The sequence below is a fragment of the Bradyrhizobium sp. AZCC 1577 genome (genome assembly GCF_036924575.1).
Taxonomy (GTDB): domain Bacteria; phylum Pseudomonadota; class Alphaproteobacteria; order Rhizobiales; family Xanthobacteraceae; genus Bradyrhizobium.
The window spans coordinates 4029393-4045541 of record NZ_JAZHRQ010000001.1 but is presented as its reverse complement, the minus strand read 5'-3'; the positions used below and the strand labels follow the sequence as shown (position 1 = coordinate 4045541).

Below are 16149 nucleotides of genomic sequence, written 5' to 3'. Positions count from 1 at the left end.
ACCTCTCCTTAACCGGCAGCAGGCGCTCAGGCCTTCAGGGCGTCCAGAATGGTCACCGCGGCCCGGAAATCGACCAGCCGGGCGGCCCGGCGAGCCGCCACCTCCTCGTCGACGCCCCATTTCTCGGCGTTCCAGTCCTCATCGACATGGGCGGCCGCCCAAACCTGGTCGGAATCGAGGAGCCCGCGCAGCAACGCCAGCGCCAGTAGCGCGGAACCTGTCAACGTCGTCACCACATGCAGCGCCGCCACGGCCCAGGGGTCGGCCGGAAACACACTACGGGCGGCCTTGATCGCCTGCTCCGGCTGGGTCACATGCACGATCCCCTCGGACAGGATGAAATGAGCCCCGAGCTCGTTCGCGGCCCATGACAGCACCGGGTCCCAATGCGCCGCTTCCCGGGCGACCAGCGCCTCGGGATGGCCGGCACGATAGAACAGCAAGTCGGAGCCGAGGTATTTTGCGACATCGTCGGCCACGGCATCGACGCGATCGGCGACCTCGGCGACAGAATTGGCGAAGCGCGTCAGCGGCATGGTTAGGGGATCGATGGTCTCGCCCTGCGCATTCCATTCGGCGGCGATGTGCTCGGCAATGCTGCTAGCCGGCGCTATAACCTGGCGGCCGGAAGGCGTGCGGATCGGCTTGCCATCCAGCGTCACGGCAAACCCGCCATCGGCCGGCGCGACGCCAGCCTCCTTGTAGATGCGCTTGCGCTGGGGCGCGCGCGTGGCGCGGCGCACTGCTTCCGTCGGATCGAGCGGAGACTGTCCGGCAACTTCATCGAATAGTTCACGCATGCGGTGTCCAAAGGTCGGGTGATTATCCAAGCCTGACAATACGATGCCGGTGGATGCAAATAAAGGCGATGAGGAAGTTAGGCCAGCAAGCTGCGATGCTGGTTCTGCCAGCTGAAGTCGGGTTCCGCTCGCCGGAATCGCCCGGTTCGCCTAGTCAGCTCACTTCCGATAGATCACCTTTCCCGCCCGGATCGTGTAGGCGACCTTGGCGAGATTGGTGACGTCGGCGAGTGGATCGCCGTCAAGCACCACGAGATCGGCGTCGAAATCCTTCTCGACCCGCCCCTTCTTCGCCGCCTTGAAATATTGCGCGGGATTGATCGTCAGCGACGCCAGGATCTGGCGCGCGGACAGCGCGCGATGCATCAGCTCGTATTCGAGCGTGGTGTCGTAATAGGTGGTGAAGCCGACATCGGTGCCGAACAGGACGGGACCGCCATTGTCGGAGAACGCCTTGACTTGAGCGACGGTCGTCGCGATGAGGCGCGCAGCGATATCGGGCGCAACGGGAAGCTTTGCAAACAGCGAGAGCGTCGGAACCAGGGCAATGCGCTGCTGCTTGAATCGCGCGAGCTGCTCGGGCGAATAGACCGCCTCGCCGGGCACCGTGTGCGCCATGATGTCGACGCCGGCAGCGATGACGGCGTCGACGCCTGCCATGTTTTGCGGATGGGCGAACGCTGGCTTGCCCGCCGCATGCGCCACGTCGACTGCCGCTTTGGCAATCGCTGGGTCCATGTTCACGACCGGCTTTCCGGTGCCCTTGAAGGAGCCGGTGAACAGTTTCACACCGTCAAGACCAAAGCCCATATAGGTGCGCGTCAATTGCGCGGCTTCTTCCGGCGTGGAAGCTTCCGGCAGCTTGATTTCGGCGGGCAGATAGGCCGGATGGCCGTCTTTGGGAAAGATGCTGCCTGCCGTATAAATATCCGGGCCCGGTATCTCGCCGGAATTGACCCGGCGGCGCAGCGCCAGCGTATCTCTTCCGTCTGAGCCGATATCCCAGACCGTCGTAAAGCCCCAGCGCGTCAGCATCGCCTGCATGTGCTCGGCCAGCGGTGCGGCAGGAGCTGAGCCGGCGTTCTTCCACACCTCTTCCGTGAAATGGACGTGGTTGTTCCAGAAACCGGCAACCACAGTCTTGCCGGTGCAATCGATGACGCGCGCATCGGAGGGAATTTGCACCTCCCTGCGGGTTCCGACCGCGGCGATGGCGCCATTGGCGATGAGAATGACGGCGTCGGCAAGCGGCGCAGCGTCGGGCGAAGCGTAGACACCGCCGCCGACGAGAGCGAGCATCTGCGCACGGGCAGAACCAGGTGCGCCGTACGCTCCTATCACAGCGAAAAAGCAAAACGCGAGCCGGACCAGATTTCCGTTCATGCGCGATCCCCCTGCACCTGACGGCCTGACGTTAGGACCGTCCGGATCGCACAATATCAAATCAGCGTGTTCTTGCGTTTGACAGCTATTGCGCCGGCCAGTGCTGTGCGTGCCCGCTACTCCTCCGGTGCGTTCTCGATCGGATCGAACCGGTCGTGCTCCAGCCCGAGCAGATTCCAGGATTGCAGCATGTGCGGCGGCAGCGGCGCGCTGACATCGATCACGCCGCCGCGCGGATGTGGGATAACGAGCCGCCGCGCCAGCAGATGCAGGCGGTTCTGCAGGCCGCCCGGCAGGTCCCAATTCTCCTTATTGAAATATTTGGGGTCGCCGACGATGGCGTGATCGATATGCGCCATGTGGGCGCGCAACTGGTGGGTTCGCCCGGTGACCGGCTTCAGCGACACCCAGGCGAGCTTCTGCGCCGAGGTCTCGACCACGGCGTAATACGTCACCGCGTGGCTTGCGCCCTCGTCGCCATGTTTTGCGACCCGCATGATGCTGTCCTCCTCGCTCTCCTCCTTGGCGAGATAGGTCGAGATGCGGCCCTGCTTCGGCTTCGGCACGCCCGCCACCAGCGCCCAGTAAATCTTGCGCGCGGAGCGGTGGCGGAACGAGCCGGTCAGTGCGGTGGCGGCAAAGCGCGTCTTGGCGACCAGAAGACAGCCCGACGTTTCCCTGTCGAGCCGATGCACCAGCCGCGGCTTCTGCCCCTTGGCATCGCGCATCACTTCCAGCATGGAGTCGACGTTGCGCGTGATGCCGGAGCCGCCTTGCACCGCCAGCCCCGCCGGCTTGTTCAACACCACGACGTCGGCGTCTTCGTAAAGCGTCATCTCCTTCAGGGCTTGCAGCGTCTTGGTCGCGGCTTCAGAGAGCGGACCCGTTCCCTTCGGCACATCGAGTCGCAGCGGCGGAATGCGAACGCTCTGGCCTTCTTCCAGCCGGTCCTTGCTGTCGGCGCGCTTGCCGTTGACGCGCAACTCGCCCTTCCGGACGATGCGCTGGATGTGGGAGAACGACAGACCGGGAAAGCGCGCCTCGAGGAAGCGGTCGACGCGCATGTTGTTTTCGTCCGCCGTGACGACGACAGTCTGAACCTTGGTCGGCAGCGGTGCTTCGGCCTTGGTCTTTTCGGGCTCTGCCACCACGAAAGCCGGCTTCTCCCGGCGCGGCTCGGCAAACCGCGCAGGCTTGCCACCGGGGCGGTTGCCCTTCGGCCGGTCGCCAGGCTTCTTGCTGCGGAACGGCGTGGCTCCCTTGGGACGGTCGCCTGGTGTGCGCGACTTGGCTAGCGGTTTTCGGTCGCGGCGGCTCATCTGGTTTCGCTCCAAGGGGTAGATCGTTGCCTAGCGCAAATGCAGCGAATCGTCACGGTGAATTCGGTGCCAATCCCGCGCCGGATCGGCCAAACTAGGCCAATTTCGACGATGCGTGGGAAGCCCGGATGGCCCTATCAAGATTGGCTTTGGCCGTTGTGGCCGCAATGTTCGCGAACGCGGCCGAAGCGCAGCGGAGCCCGATGCCGGAGCATATCGCGCAGGCACTGTTGGAACTCGGCCGCGTCATCGATCCGCCCAGAACCTTCGCGCTGTATGCGCCACAACAGGAAAAAGAGCCATATCAAGGCGTCAAGGTCGAGCGGGACGTCAAATACGGTCCGGCCGATCGCAATCTGCTCGATATCTTCATGCCGGACACGGCTCCATCTCCGCGGCCGGTGCTGATCTATGTACATGCCGGCGCGTATGTAGGCGGCAACAAGCGCACGACGCCGACCAGCCCATTCTATGACAACATCATGCTATGGGCGGTAAGGAACGGCTTTGTCGGAGTGAACGTCGCCTATCGCCTCGCACCGCAAGCACCCTGGCCGGCGGGCGCCGAGGATCTGGCCACCGCGGTGCAGTGGATTGCAGACAAGATCAGCGAGCGCGGCGGCAATGGCGCGCGTATCTTTCTGATGGGGCACTCCGCGGGCGCGGTTCACGTCGCGACCTATGTCTCGCATCCCGAACTTCACAGGATCAAAGGCGGCGGCCTCGCGGGGGCGATCATGATCTCGGGCATTTATGACCTGACCGCGATGCCGCTCGCCGATACCCAGCGGGCCTATTTTGGTGACGATGCCGCGCGCTATGCCGAACGATCCCCATCGAGAGGTCTGGCAACGACCGACATTCCGCTGATGATGGTTGCCGCCGAACTGGATCCGGAAGGGTTCGTGGTGCAGCTCGATATCGGGAAGCGAGCCACCTGCAAACGAGCCAGCGGATGCGCACGCGCTATCCTGTTGCCGCAGCACAGCCACATGTCGGAGGTGTATTCGATCAACACTGCCGACACCCGCCTGACCGATCAGATCCTGGATTTCGTGAAGACAGGGAAATAGCGACAAAGCTCAGGGCGCATTACGGCTCGCGTCCGGAACACCGCACGGCGAAGCTGCCGCCCACGAATAGTTGACTCCAGATTTTATAGCATGTACTATAAAAAATGTAGTAGGCTTGGGGTTTCCGATGCCAGCAGCATCTTACGTTGCCCGTCCAACCGGCGCCCGCGGCTTTTGGCTTGGCTTTGCCGCCTACCTGCTTCCCTCGTTTCCGATCGCCTATGTCTGGCACCTCGTCCTGTTCGAGCAGAAGTACCACGCGCTCCAGATCTATCGCGACGAGCCGGTAATCGCGTTCGGACTGGGTTCGATGATCATCCAGGGCGCGATCTTCTCGTGGTTGTTCCCGCGCGTATTTGCACAACGTAGCGGCTCGTTTCTGAAGGACGGGCTCTTGTACGGACTTGGCGCTGGCCTGCTGTCATGGTCGTTCACCACGCTGGCGGTCGCAGCCAAGCATGTGATGGTTTCCGTGCCGGACTATGTGCTGCTCGAAACCGCGTTCACGATCCTGCAATTCGCAGTCGTCGGGCCGTTGATCGCCCTCGCCTACTGTCATGATGCGGAGGAACCAAGCTCGACGGCATGAGCAATCTTCACTATCCGCAATTCTGCGCACTCGCCCGCGCGGCGGAGATCATCGGCGAGCGTTGGACTCTCCTGATCATCCGCGAGCTTCTGCTTGGGCCGAAGCGATTTGGCGATCTCCTGGATCATCTTGACGGCATGAGCCCCACCTTGCTGACAACGCGCCTCACCGCCCTGATCGAGTGCAACGTCGTACGGCGAACCGCCTTGCCGCCGCCGGCCAATGCGCAGGTATACGAATTGACCGAGATCGGCCGGGAAGTTCAGCCCGCGATCCGGGAATTGATCCGCTGGGGCGGCCGCTTCCTGTTCCCGCCGGTGCCGGGCGACACGTTCGAGCCGGATTGGGTGCTGTTGGGCCTCGACGCCATTGCAAAGCGTTCACCCGTGCCGGAAATCAGGATCGGCCTTACGGTCACCCATGGCAAGAAATCGGCCGGCTTCACCGTCGCGGGCGGCGGCTTCGGGACGGCTATTGAGAGGGGCATCACCGATTGCAAGGGGACGCTGGAAGCTCCGTTCGACGCGGTGCTCCAGATTGTCGAGACGAGCGTGTCCCTTCAGGACGCGATCGATGCGAAGCGCGCCAGCGTGAGCGGCTCGATGGCCCTCGTCCGCAAGCTTCCCCTTCTGTTCGACCTTGCGGAACGCCGGCGCTTAACGCCCGCTGCAAACTGACGGAGGGGCCGGTGGCCTGGACGAAATCACCGCAGTCGCTGATCGACCTGTTCGACCAGTCGGTTCCGCCAGGCGCAAATATCTCGCGCCGCAAGATGTTCGGCTACCCGGCGGCCTTCGCCAACGGAAATCTGTTTATCGGGCTGCACCAGAACGATTTCGTCATGCGGCTCTCGGAGAAAGATCGCGCCCGGTTCACCGCCGAATTTGGCGAACGGACCTTCGAGCCCATGAAGGGCCGGCCGATGCGCGAATATGTGCGATTGCCCGAGGAGCTACTGGCCGACGCGGAGAAGCGCACGTTCTGGATCGATCTTTCGCTGCACTATGCCGAGGCAATCGCGCCGAAGGCGACGCCTCCAAAGAAAAAGCAATTGCCCCGATCGATGAAAAGGAGCCGAGCATGAAGAAGTTCGTTCTGCTGCATTACGGATTTGAAAAGCCCACTCCGGAAATCATGGCCGCCTGGGGCAAATGGTTCGAGGCTACCAAGCCGCATACCGTGGACATGGGCGGCTTCGGCAATGGTCGCGAAATCTCGAAGGGCGGAACGAAGGACCTTCCGCTCGGACCCGACTCCATCACAGGCTTCACAATCGTCAACGCGGCGACGCTCGACGACGCCGAGAAGATGGCGCAAGGTAACCCCTTCATTTCGAGCATTCGAGTCTACGAAGTAAGGTCGGGCTGACGCGGAAGATCACCGGCGCTATTTGCACTGCGCGGCGTTTCTCACCGCGGTCAGGTCGGCCCCGGAATTGTTGGACGGACGCTTCTTGGCGGCTTCCTCCACCGCTGCGCAGGCCGCTGCGTCGCCGTTCTGGAAGCGGGCGATGGCGAGATTGGTCCAGGCGTCGCCGAAATCCGGCGCATCCTTGACCGCCTGCTCCAGCACGGGCTGCGCGTCGCGCGGGCGCTTCGCGATCAGCAACATGCGGCCATAGTCGGCCCTGAGCGCCTTCACCGGATTGGGCTGTTTGAGCGCGATCCTGAACAGTTCATCGGCGGCATCGGGATCATTGAAGCGAAATTGCGCGACCACCGCGAGGCCGTGATAGACGGCGCTCTGCTCCGGTGAAATGAGAAACGCCTGGTTAAACCGCAGCGCGGCCTCACGTATCTTGCCGGTATTTACAGCCCTCCAACCACGCAGGGTTATTTCGTCAAAGGCTTTTTCGCGAGAGCCTGTCGCGCCGATGATGGCGCTTACGAATTTCTCGTCGGCGGTCTTCTCCTCCGAACTCTTGACTGCAAATCCGAAGAACGGCTGCTCGTTGGTCGGCGCTGTATAGCTTCGCTTCGTCACCTGCACGCCCGGCGCCACCTCGGCGCTGTCAGCCGCGGCAGCAAGCGGCGACGCCAGCATCACCACACATGCGACGGCCCGAATAGCCTGCCCCAGATAATTCTCGAAACTGTTCATTCGCGCTGGCCCCGTTCCTTACGCAGCTTGGCCCAGTAATCCAGCCGCTTGCGAATCTCGCGCTCGAAGCCGCGATCAGGCGGATCGTAAAACGTCTGCCGCCCCAGTGCTTCCGGAAAGTAGTCCTGTCCGGAGAAGGCGTCCGGCGCGTCGTGATCGTATTCGTAGCCGGAGCCATAGCCTTCCGACTTCATCAGTTTTGTCGGCGAATTGAGAATATGTTTTGGCGGCAGCAGCGAGCCGCCCTCTTTCGCCGTGCGCGTCGCCGCGCCGAAGGCCTTGTAGGCGGCATTCGATTTCGGCGCAGTGGCGAGATAGATCACGGCCTGCGCGATCGCGAGCTCGCCCTCGGGAGACCCAAGAAAATCGAAGGCGTCCTTGGCAGCATTGCAGATCACCAGCGCCTGCGGATCGGCAAGGCCGATATCCTCCACCGCCATGCGCACGACGCGCCGCGCCAGAAATAGCGGGTCCTCGCCGGCGTCCAGCATGCGCGCGAGGTAGTACAGCGCGGCGTCGGGGTCCGAGCCGCGCACGGATTTATGCAGCGCCGAAATCAGGTTGTAGTGGCCATCGGCCGATTTGTCGTAGATCGGCGCCCGGCGCTGCAGGATCTCCTGCAACTGGGCGGCGTTAAAGACTTCCTCCTTGCGCGCGGCGCGCCAGACCTCTTCGACCAATGTCAGCGCGGCGCGGCCGTCGCCGTCGGCCATCCGCACCAGCACGGCGCGCGCCTCGGCATCGAGCGGCAATTTTCGTCCCTCGACCCTCTCGGCATGCGCAAAGAGCTTTTCGATCGCGACAGCATCGAGCGAATGAAACACCAGCACGCGCGCGCGCGACAAAAGCGCGGCGTTGAGCTCGAATGACGGATTTTCCGTGGTGGCGCCAACCAGCACCACGGTGCCGTCTTCCATCACAGGCAGAAACGAATCCTGCTGCGCGCGGTTGAAACGATGCACCTCGTCGACGAACAACAGCGTGCCCTTGCCCATTTCGCGACGGGCGCGCGCCGCGTCGAATACTTTCTTCAAATCGGCGACGCCGGAAAATACCGCCGAAATCTGCTCGAAATGCAGTTCGGTGGCGTCCGCCAACAGCCGCGCCACCGTGGTCTTGCCGGTGCCCGGCGGTCCCCAGAACACCAGCGAGCCCAGCGTGCGCGTCTCCAGCATCCGCGTCAGCGCGCCGTCGGGACCGAGGATGTGGTCCTGCCCGACGACATCGGCGAGCGAGCGCGGGCGCAACCGGTCGGGAAGCGGACGCGGCGCATCCTCCTCCATCCCTGCCGCAGCAAAGAGATTGGTTGCCTCGCGGGGTTTCTTCGGGCTCATCCGCCGAGCGTCACGTTGATCTGCTGGCCGCCGCGCACCACGACGATGCGCCAGAGCCTGGAGGAGGTTTTCGAAGCCTTGTCGAGGTCGCTGGTCTTGCTGATTTTCTGATTGTTGACCGCAAGGATGATGTCGCCCTTCTGGAAGCCGACGCTGGCCGCGGTGCCGTCGTCGGCGAGGTCGATCACCACGACGCCCTCGGCCTGAGAATCCAGGTGCAATTCGTCGGCAATCGCCGGCGAAATATTGGCGACCTTGGCGCCCTGGAACGGCGAACGTCCGGTGAGCACGATTTCATCGCGGTTGGTGTCGGGGGCGGTTTCCAGCGGCACCGTGACCTTGACGGTCTTTCCGCCACGCTGCACGTCGATCTGCGCGGCGCCGCCGAGTTGCCTTGTGGCGAAGCGGTAGTCGAACGCGTTGGGTTCGTCGATTGGCTGCCCTTCGATAGCGACGATCAGGTCAGACGGCTTCAGACCGGCGCGTGCGGCCGGACTGTTTGGTGTGACATTGGCGACCAGGGCGCCGTTCGGCAGTTTCAGCCCCAACGTCTCGGCGATTTCAGGCGTCACCGCCTGCAGCTTCGCACCCAACCACGGCCGCTTGACGGCCTTGCCGCCGCTCTTGGCAGAGGCCACGACCACGCGCACCATGTTTGTGGGGATCGCAAAGCCGATGCCCTGCGAGCCGCCGGAGCGCGAGAAGATGGCGGTGTTGATGCCGACCAGCTTGCCGGTCATATCGACCAGCGCGCCGCCGGAATTGCCGGGATTGATCGCCGCATCGGTCTGGATGAAGAACTGGTAATCGGTGATGCCGACCTTGGTGCGGGCCAGCGCCGAGACGATGCCGTGGGTCACGGTCTGGCCGACGCCGAACGGGTTGCCGATCGCGAGCACGACGTCGCCGACCAGCAATTCATCGGAATTGGCAAAGTCCAGCGTCGCAAATTTCTCTCGTCCGTCTTTCACGCGCAGCACGGCCAGATCCGTGCGGCTGTCCTTGAGCACGATCTCGGCCTCGAACTCGCGCTTGTCGGCGAGCGAAATCTTGACCTGATCGGCGCCCTCGATAACGTGGTTGTTGGTGACCACGAGCCCCGAGGCATCGACCATCACGCCCGATCCCAGCGAGCGCTGCATCTGCTCGGGCTGCATGCCCGGGACGCCGAAGAAGCGGCGGAAGATCGGATCATCCAGCAGCGGATTGCGATTCTGTACGGTCTTGGCGGCATAGACGTTCACCACTGCCGGCTGCGCACGCTGCACGATCGGCGCGTACGACAGCCGCAACTCGGCGCCCGAGGTTGGCACGCGCCGATCCTGCGCCAGCGCCGGCGTTGCAACGACTGCGGAAACCAGCAGCAAGGCGAAAGAGCGGATCGTCAACGTCATGCAAGAATCCCAAAATTGGTGGCCTCAGATATAGATGCGAGGCGGCAACGAGAGAAGATAAGGCGGTCTACAATGCTGCCGGTCAGGCCGCGCGATCGGGCACTTTCGCGGCGTCGGAGGCCGGCGCACAGGATAGCCTTTCCTGATGGCCCTCGCCCCATGCCCTGAGCGTCTCGATCACCGGCCGCAGGCTCTCGCCGATCTCAGACAGCGTGTATTCGACCCGCGGCGGCACCTCGGCATAGACCTTGCGGATCACGAGCTTGTCGTCCTCGAGCGCGCGAAGCTGCTTGGTCAGCATGCGCTGGGTAATCCCCGGCATCCGCCGCCGCAACTCCCCAAAACGCTGGGTGCCGGCCTGCAGGTGAAACAGGATCACGCCCTTCCACTTGCCATCGATCAGATCGAGCGTCGCTTCAACCGCGCAGCCCGGCCGACGGGCAAAATTCCGCCGTTTCATGAGTTTTTCCTGGAGTTTCCCCAATAGTATCCAAACAGGGACTAGTTCCCCCAATTTACAGTACTTGCCAAGCGGATGCTAGAGCGACAGTTAGGCAATCAATCTGTCAACACGGAGGAGGCACGGACATGAAGGCCGTCGGATACAAAAAATCGCTCCCCATCGAAGATGCAAATGCGCTGATTGATTTTGAGGCCGCCAAGCCGGAACCGACGGGCCGCGACATCCGCGTCGCCGTCAAGGCGATCTCAGCCAATCCGGTCGATTACAAGGTCCGCAAGCGCGCCGCCCCGCCCGAGGGCGAAACGAAAATCCTGGGCTACGACGCTGCCGGCATCGTCGATGCCGTCGGCCCGGACGTCACGCTGTTCAAGGCAGGTGACGAAGTGTTTTACGCGGGCTCAATCCTGCGCCAGGGCACCAACGCGGAATTTCACCTGGTCGACGAGCGGATCGTCGGCAAGAAGCCGAAATCGCTGTCGTTCGCGCAGGCCGCGGCGCTGCCGCTGACTTCGATCACGGCCTGGGAATTGCTGTTCGACCGGCTCGGCGCCGTGCCGCATGGCGCGGGATTTCCACTGACGTCAAATCCTCGCGCGCAAATGCTCCGCGACCTGTACCACGTGCGTGACGACAGCACCCTGCTGATTACCGGCGGCGCCGGCGGCGTCGGCTCGATCCTGATCCAGCTCGCACGCCGGCTCACTGGTCTGACAGTGGTCGCTACCGCCACGCGGCCGGAATCGCAAAAATGGTGCCTTGAGCTCGGCGCGCATGCGGTGATCGATCATTCCCAGCCGATGAAGGAGCAGATCGAGAAACTGAAAGTGCCGCCGGTCGCGCTGGTTGCGAGCCTCACCTTCACCGACCAGTACTACAAGGCGATCGCGGATTTCATCGCGCCGCAAGGCAAGTTCGGCCTGATCGACGATCCCCCGGAATTCACCGTCTCCGCCTTCAAGGGCAAGGCGGTCTCGATCCACTGGGAATCAATGTTCACGCGCTCGTCATTCCAGACGCCTGACATGATCGCCCAGCACCACCTCCTGAACGACGTCTCCGACCTCCTGGACAAGGGCGTGCTGCGCACCACACTCGACCAGACCTTTGGAACGATAAACGCCGCCAATCTGAAACGGGCCCATGCGCTTTTGGAAAGCGGCAAGTCGCGCGGCAAGATCGTCCTGGAGGGGTGGTAGCGGCCCAACAACGGGGTTGATCCGGAGGTCGATTCAAGGGAGCCTGTTCCATCGATCCGGGATGGCTGTCGCCGAAAACCCCGGCGCGAATTGCCGGGGAACACGGAAGACAGGAGACCTGTTCGACATGATACGAATGTTTCTGGCGGCCACGCTGGCGTCGTCCTGCGTGGTGGGTTGCGCGTCGATCGCAACGGCACAAGGCAGTTACCCCGAAAAATCGCTGCAGTTGATTGTGCCCTATCCGGCGGGCGGAGCTGGCGACGTCGTCGGGCGCATCATTGCCGGCGAGCTCGAGACGCGTCTGGGCAAGCCCGTGATCGTGCTCAATCGCCCCGGCGGCGGCACGACGATCGCCGCCAAGGAGGTCGCCAACGCGGCAGCGGACGGTTACACCCTGCTCACCAGTTCGAATTCGACCTTCACGTTGCAGCACGCCGTGAAGGAGAACGTGCCGTACGACAGCGCGAGGGATTTCGAGCCGATCGCCCAGACCGGTACCCTGACCATGGTGCTGGTCACCCATCGCGACAGCCCGATCAAGGACGTTGCGGCGCTTGTCGCGGCGGCGAAGGCCAATCCCGACAAGCTGTCGCTGGCGTCCTTCGGCGTGGCCACCATTTCGCATTTCGCCGGCGAGCTGTTCAAGTCGAGTGCCGGCATCAAGATGGTGCACCTGCCCTACAAGGGCAGCGCGCCGGCGATGAACGACCTGATAGGCAAGCACATCGAGTACCACGTGGACACCGTGATCGCGATCAGGCCGCAGCTCGAAGCCGGCACGGTTCGCCCGCTGGCAGTGTTCTCCGCCAAGCGCTCGCCGTTCCTTCCCGACGTTCCGACGCTCGCCGAGCTCGGTTATCCCAATATCGACCTCGTCTCCTGGGGAACCGTGGTCGCGCCCAAGGGAATCCCTCCGGCCATACGCGACCGCCTGGCCTCGGTGCTGGAAGAGGCAATCGCAAGTCCTTCGGTGATCGAGCGCTTTACGAAGGTCGGGTACGAAGCCGGCTTCAAGCGCTATCCGGACTGGCCGGGTTTCATCGCCAAGGAAACGGCCGAGATGAAGGAACTGGCCCGCAAGGGCGGGATCAAGGAAGAGTAATCCTGATATGACCGAGCCGTGCGATCTGCCCGCGGTAACGGCCCGGGCGCTGATCGGCGAGCGCAAGCTTTCGCCGGTCGAACTCATGGACAGTTGCATCCGCCGCATCGAAGAAATCGATCCGGCCGTCAATGCGATCATCGCGCGCTCGTTCGATACGGCGCGCGCGGCAGCGCGGGAAAGCGAAGCTGCCGTGATGCGCGGCGATGCGCTCGGGCCGCTGCACGGGCTCCCGCTCGGGGTCAAGGATCTGATCGACGCCAAGGGACTGCCGACGAGCTTTGGCAGCGTGCTGTTCGCGGACAATGTCGCGGCCGAGGATGAGGCGATCGTCGCGATGCTCAAGCGCGCCGGCGCCATTGTCGTCGGCAAGACCAACGTCCCCGAATGGGGCGCAGGCGGCAACACCCGCAATGCGCTTCATGGCGCCACCGGCAATCCCTTCGATCCCGAGCGCTCCGCCGCCGGCTCGTCCGGCGGATCGGCGGTAGCGCTTGCAACCGGCATGGTACCGCTGGCGACCGGTTCGGACACCGGCGGCTCGGTCAGGAACCCCGCCGCCTTTTGCGGTGTCGTCGGATTCCGCCCCTCCCCCGGGTTGATCGCCAGCAACAGCCGCAACATGGCCTGGCTGCAGATCTCGCAACTCGGGCCGATGGCGAGAAACGTATCGGACGCGTGCCTGATGCTTTCCTGCATGCTGGATCGCGACGCGCGCGATCCGTTGTCGGCCATCCTTCACGCCGGCGGAACGCCCGTGCGCGAGACCTATCGCGATCCGCCACGGACCGATCTCGCCAGCTTGCGCATCGCGGCAACCTGCGATTTCGGGTTTGCGCCGACGGAACGCGTCATCGTCGAGACGTTCAAAACGAAGCTCGCGACATTCGGATCGGCATTCCGCCGCGTCGCATGGACCCATCCGGATTGCAGCCATGCCGACGAGGTGTTCCGGATCTTGCGCGCCGTCGCATTTTTAGGGCGGCACCGAGAGCTTGCCGAAAAATATCCGGACAAAGTGGGTCCCAATGTCAGCGACAACGTGGCCGAGGGGCTCGGCTATTCTGCCCTCGACGTGGCACGCGCGCTTTCGCTGCAGACGGCGCTTTATCGGAGCTGGCAGACATTTTTCGGCGAGCACGATTTTATCATCGCGCCGACAGTCACGATCAGCCCGCGGCCCTGGTCCGAGCTTTACCCGGCCGCCATCGACGGCACACCGACGAAAAGCTATTTCCACTGGCTGGCGCTGGCCTATGCCGTGACCAATGCCGGACACCCGGCGGTGGCGATACCGGCCGGACGCGACGGCGCCGGATTGCCGTTCGGCATCCAGATCATCGGTCCGCGAGGCGGCGACGTCGCGACGCTTTCAGTGGCCCGCGAGATCGAGGCGCTGCTTGAGGCCAATCCGGAGACGGCCCGTCCCGTACCCGACCTCGCCTGGCTGCGCCGACAGCCTCCGATTTCGAGCCGGCCAGGTTTTCTGGATTTCGATTGATCCGGCTCCGTTTCGAAGCCGTCGCCTGAACATTCGTTCATCAAAGTTAAATCTGACTCCAGAGCGGTCTGAAAGCCGGCACTTGGGCAACGAACTTCACTCGAATGTGTTTAGCGAGTGTCTGTTTTGCGAAAGAGCGAACTTCGCTCGAATGTAAAGTATTGGACGTCTGAATTACGGAAAGGAGTAGTCCATGAGAAAAGCACCTTTGGCTTTAGCCGCAGCGGCGGTCTTGGGCTTGACCGCGGTAACGGCCCCCTCGCCGGCGGAGGCCCACTGGCGCGGAGGAGGATTTTTCCCGGCCGTGGCTGGCGGATTGATCGCGGGCGCGGTGATCGGCGGACTGGCTTCGAACGCCTACGCCTATGGTCCCGGATATTACGGCGGGTACCCGGCCTATTACGGCGGTTATGCGCCGGCCTACTATGGTGGCTATTACGACGAGCCTTACTATCCCGTCGTTCGCTATCGTCGCGTGGTTCGCCCGGCGTTCGCCTACTATGGCGGTCCGCGATTCTATGGCCCGCGGTTTTACCACCGCCGTTACTGGCATCACTGGTGATCTGGAAATGAAAAGGGCCGCCAGACATGGCGGCCCTTTTGCATGGAGCGACGAGAACACCTCAGTCGATCTCATGCACCACCGTGCGCGTGGCGGGGTCGACCAGCATCACGCGATTGTTCGAGTAGACATAGCGATACTTCGTCACTGACGGGCCCCAATCCGAAGGCACTGCCTCGAGTTCGACCTCGGTCGGCACCTTGGCGCCCACCACGATCCTTTCTCGTGTTTCCACCGGCCGGATCTTGTGCTCGGTCACGTAGCTCTTGATCTTCGTGCGATACTCCGGCTCGATCCGAATTGTTGCGCCCGCAGTTCCGGTCGTCGTGTCGGGAGTGATGACCGTGGTTTGAGCGTTGGCCATGGTCGCAATCAGCGACCCTGCCGCCGCCAAAATAAGCAGCTTCTTCATCGGGTCCTCCTCAAGCCGCGTCAGCGCGGCATCAGGAAAAACGGTTTCCGAGCGTCCTTGTTCCGCCGGAACGACCGCCTTCACATCGTTGCTGCCTACACCGGCGCGACGCCTTCGACGAAAACCAGACGGCGACCCAGCGCGGTCTGCCGCACTCTCAATGCCTTGGCATATTCCGGCGAGCCGTACCATTCGCGCAAACGCTCCATCGTCGGAAATTCGACGACGATGATGGTTTTCGGTGGCGGGCCGCCTTCGATCAAAGTTGCGGCGCCGCCACGCACGAGATAGCGGCCGCCATACTGTGCAATCGCCTTGGCCGCCATGCTGCGATAGCTCTCGAAGTCAGTAGCATCGCGCATCTCGACTTCGGAAATAGCGTAGGCTGACATCATCCACCTCGCGCATGGTGTTTGCGCATCACCGGATTTCGACGATCTCCGCTTCGCCTCCGGCGATGACGACGACGTCGCCGACACCCTTGCCGAACAGCGCGCGCGCCAGCGGCGAGCCATGCGAGATCGTGCCGTGTGCGGGCTCGGCCTCGTCTTCGCCGACGATCCGGAACGTCTGTTGCCGGTCGTCCTCGCGCACGATGGTGACGGTGTGGCCGAAGCGCACGACGGAATTGTCTGATGGCTCGGGGGCCACCCTTGCCGTGGCGCGGCGAGCATTCCAATAGCGGAAGTCACGGCGGGCGCTGGCCAGCGCCGCGCGATCGCCGGCGGATTGCGCCGCAGCCTGGGCCGCGGCCAACGCCTGCTCGATCCGGCGGAGACCTTCAGCCGTCACGTCGTTCGGAAGTTCGGAGATTGGCCGGTCAGGCAGATCTTCGACGTCCTCGGTGTCCTTGACGAACGCCCTACTCATAGATGTCAAACGTTTGGCGGCCCGAGACGGTTCCTATGAAAGCCGTGC

General features: G+C 63.1%; 19 protein-coding genes. 9 read left to right on the top strand and 10 right to left on the bottom strand.

Annotated elements, in window-relative coordinates; translation table 11 throughout:
• Positions 1-26 precede the first annotated feature (26 nt).
• The 3 genes from V1278_RS18925 to V1278_RS18915 form a co-directional block, all read right to left on the bottom strand.
• Complete coding sequence (locus tag V1278_RS18925) at positions 27-800, bottom strand: ATP12 family chaperone protein (protein WP_334381860.1); 774 nt, start codon at positions 798-800, stop codon at positions 27-29.
• Positions 801-959: 159 nt separating this feature from the next.
• Positions 960-2099 carry an amidohydrolase family protein gene (locus tag V1278_RS18920; RefSeq protein ID WP_334381859.1) on the bottom strand — a complete coding sequence of 380 codons (1140 nt, stop codon included), beginning with the start codon at positions 2097-2099 and terminating at the stop codon, positions 960-962.
• Positions 2100-2299: 200 nt separating this feature from the next.
• Positions 2300-3502, bottom strand: a complete 1203-nt coding sequence (locus V1278_RS18915; protein ID WP_334381858.1) for an RluA family pseudouridine synthase — start codon at positions 3500-3502, stop codon at positions 2300-2302.
• A gap of 128 nt (positions 3503-3630) precedes the next feature.
• Here V1278_RS18915 and V1278_RS18910 point away from each other — a divergent pair, with 128 nt between their 5' ends.
• The 5 genes from V1278_RS18910 to V1278_RS18890 all read left to right on the top strand — a co-directional run bounded on the left by V1278_RS18910 (position 3631) and on the right by V1278_RS18890 (position 6532).
• Entirely contained in the window at positions 3631-4575 is a 945-nt protein-coding gene (locus V1278_RS18910) for an alpha/beta hydrolase (protein WP_334381857.1), read from the top strand.
• 127 nt (positions 4576-4702) lie between these two features.
• On the top strand, positions 4703-5164 hold the full coding sequence (locus V1278_RS18905; protein WP_334381856.1) for a hypothetical protein: 462 nt from the start codon (positions 4703-4705) through the stop codon (positions 5162-5164).
• Positions 5161-5841 (top strand): winged helix-turn-helix transcriptional regulator, encoded by a 681-nt coding sequence (locus tag V1278_RS18900; protein WP_334381855.1) that lies wholly within the window; start codon positions 5161-5163, stop codon positions 5839-5841. Before V1278_RS18905 ends, V1278_RS18900 begins: the two co-directional genes overlap by 4 nt.
• Positions 5842-5852: 11 nt before the next feature.
• Positions 5853-6248: a TfoX/Sxy family protein gene (locus V1278_RS18895; RefSeq protein ID WP_334381854.1), complete on the top strand. Its 396-nt coding sequence runs from the start codon at positions 5853-5855 to the stop codon at positions 6246-6248.
• Complete coding sequence (locus tag V1278_RS18890) at positions 6245-6532, top strand: hypothetical protein (RefSeq protein WP_028349025.1); 288 nt, start codon at positions 6245-6247, stop codon at positions 6530-6532. The genes V1278_RS18895 and V1278_RS18890 overlap by 4 nt, the downstream gene beginning before the upstream one ends.
• Before the next feature lie 18 nt (positions 6533-6550).
• Here the strand turns inward: V1278_RS18890 and V1278_RS18885 are convergent, their stop codons facing one another.
• From V1278_RS18885 to V1278_RS18870, 4 genes are all read right to left on the bottom strand, one after another.
• On the bottom strand, positions 6551-7264 hold the full coding sequence (locus tag V1278_RS18885) for a tetratricopeptide repeat protein (protein ID WP_334381853.1): 714 nt from the start codon (positions 7262-7264) through the stop codon (positions 6551-6553).
• Entirely contained in the window at positions 7261-8598 is a 1338-nt protein-coding gene (locus tag V1278_RS18880; RefSeq protein ID WP_334381852.1) for a replication-associated recombination protein A, read from the bottom strand. Before V1278_RS18880 ends, V1278_RS18885 begins: the two co-directional genes overlap by 4 nt.
• Entirely contained in the window at positions 8595-9992 is a 1398-nt protein-coding gene (locus tag V1278_RS18875) for a DegQ family serine endoprotease (protein WP_334381851.1), read from the bottom strand. Before V1278_RS18875 ends, V1278_RS18880 begins: the two co-directional genes overlap by 4 nt.
• Before the next feature lie 82 nt (positions 9993-10074).
• A complete protein-coding gene (locus tag V1278_RS18870; RefSeq protein WP_334363343.1) occupies positions 10075-10452 on the bottom strand; it encodes a winged helix-turn-helix transcriptional regulator in 378 nt (125 codons plus the stop codon).
• Positions 10453-10580: 128 nt separating this feature from the next.
• On the opposite strand from V1278_RS18870, the gene V1278_RS18865 reads away from it, so the two are divergent.
• From V1278_RS18865 to V1278_RS18850, 4 genes are all read left to right on the top strand, one after another.
• Positions 10581-11651 (top strand): zinc-binding alcohol dehydrogenase family protein, encoded by a 1071-nt coding sequence (locus tag V1278_RS18865; protein WP_334381850.1) that lies wholly within the window; start codon positions 10581-10583, stop codon positions 11649-11651.
• Positions 11652-11778: 127 nt separating this feature from the next.
• Positions 11779-12756 (top strand): Bug family tripartite tricarboxylate transporter substrate binding protein, encoded by a 978-nt coding sequence (locus tag V1278_RS18860; protein ID WP_334363345.1) that lies wholly within the window; start codon positions 11779-11781, stop codon positions 12754-12756.
• Between the two features lie 7 nt (positions 12757-12763).
• Positions 12764-14257 carry an amidase gene (locus tag V1278_RS18855; RefSeq protein ID WP_334381849.1) on the top strand — a complete coding sequence of 498 codons (1494 nt, stop codon included), beginning with the start codon at positions 12764-12766 and terminating at the stop codon, positions 14255-14257.
• Between the two features lie 193 nt (positions 14258-14450).
• Positions 14451-14819, top strand: coding sequence for a hypothetical protein (locus tag V1278_RS18850; protein WP_334363347.1), 369 nt, complete (start codon positions 14451-14453; stop codon positions 14817-14819).
• Between the two features lie 61 nt (positions 14820-14880).
• Here V1278_RS18850 and V1278_RS18845 read toward each other — a convergent pair whose 3' ends face one another.
• The 3 genes from V1278_RS18845 to greA form a co-directional block, all read right to left on the bottom strand.
• Positions 14881-15231, bottom strand: a complete 351-nt coding sequence (locus V1278_RS18845) for a DUF1236 domain-containing protein (RefSeq protein WP_334363348.1) — start codon at positions 15229-15231, stop codon at positions 14881-14883.
• 95 nt (positions 15232-15326) lie between these two features.
• Positions 15327-15623 carry a DUF1330 domain-containing protein gene (locus V1278_RS18840; RefSeq protein WP_334381848.1) on the bottom strand — a complete coding sequence of 99 codons (297 nt, stop codon included), beginning with the start codon at positions 15621-15623 and terminating at the stop codon, positions 15327-15329.
• A gap of 28 nt (positions 15624-15651) precedes the next feature.
• Positions 15652-16101, bottom strand: a complete 450-nt coding sequence (gene greA / locus V1278_RS18835) for a transcription elongation factor GreA (RefSeq protein ID WP_334363351.1) — start codon at positions 16099-16101, stop codon at positions 15652-15654.
• Between the last annotated feature and the right edge of the window lie 48 nt (positions 16102-16149).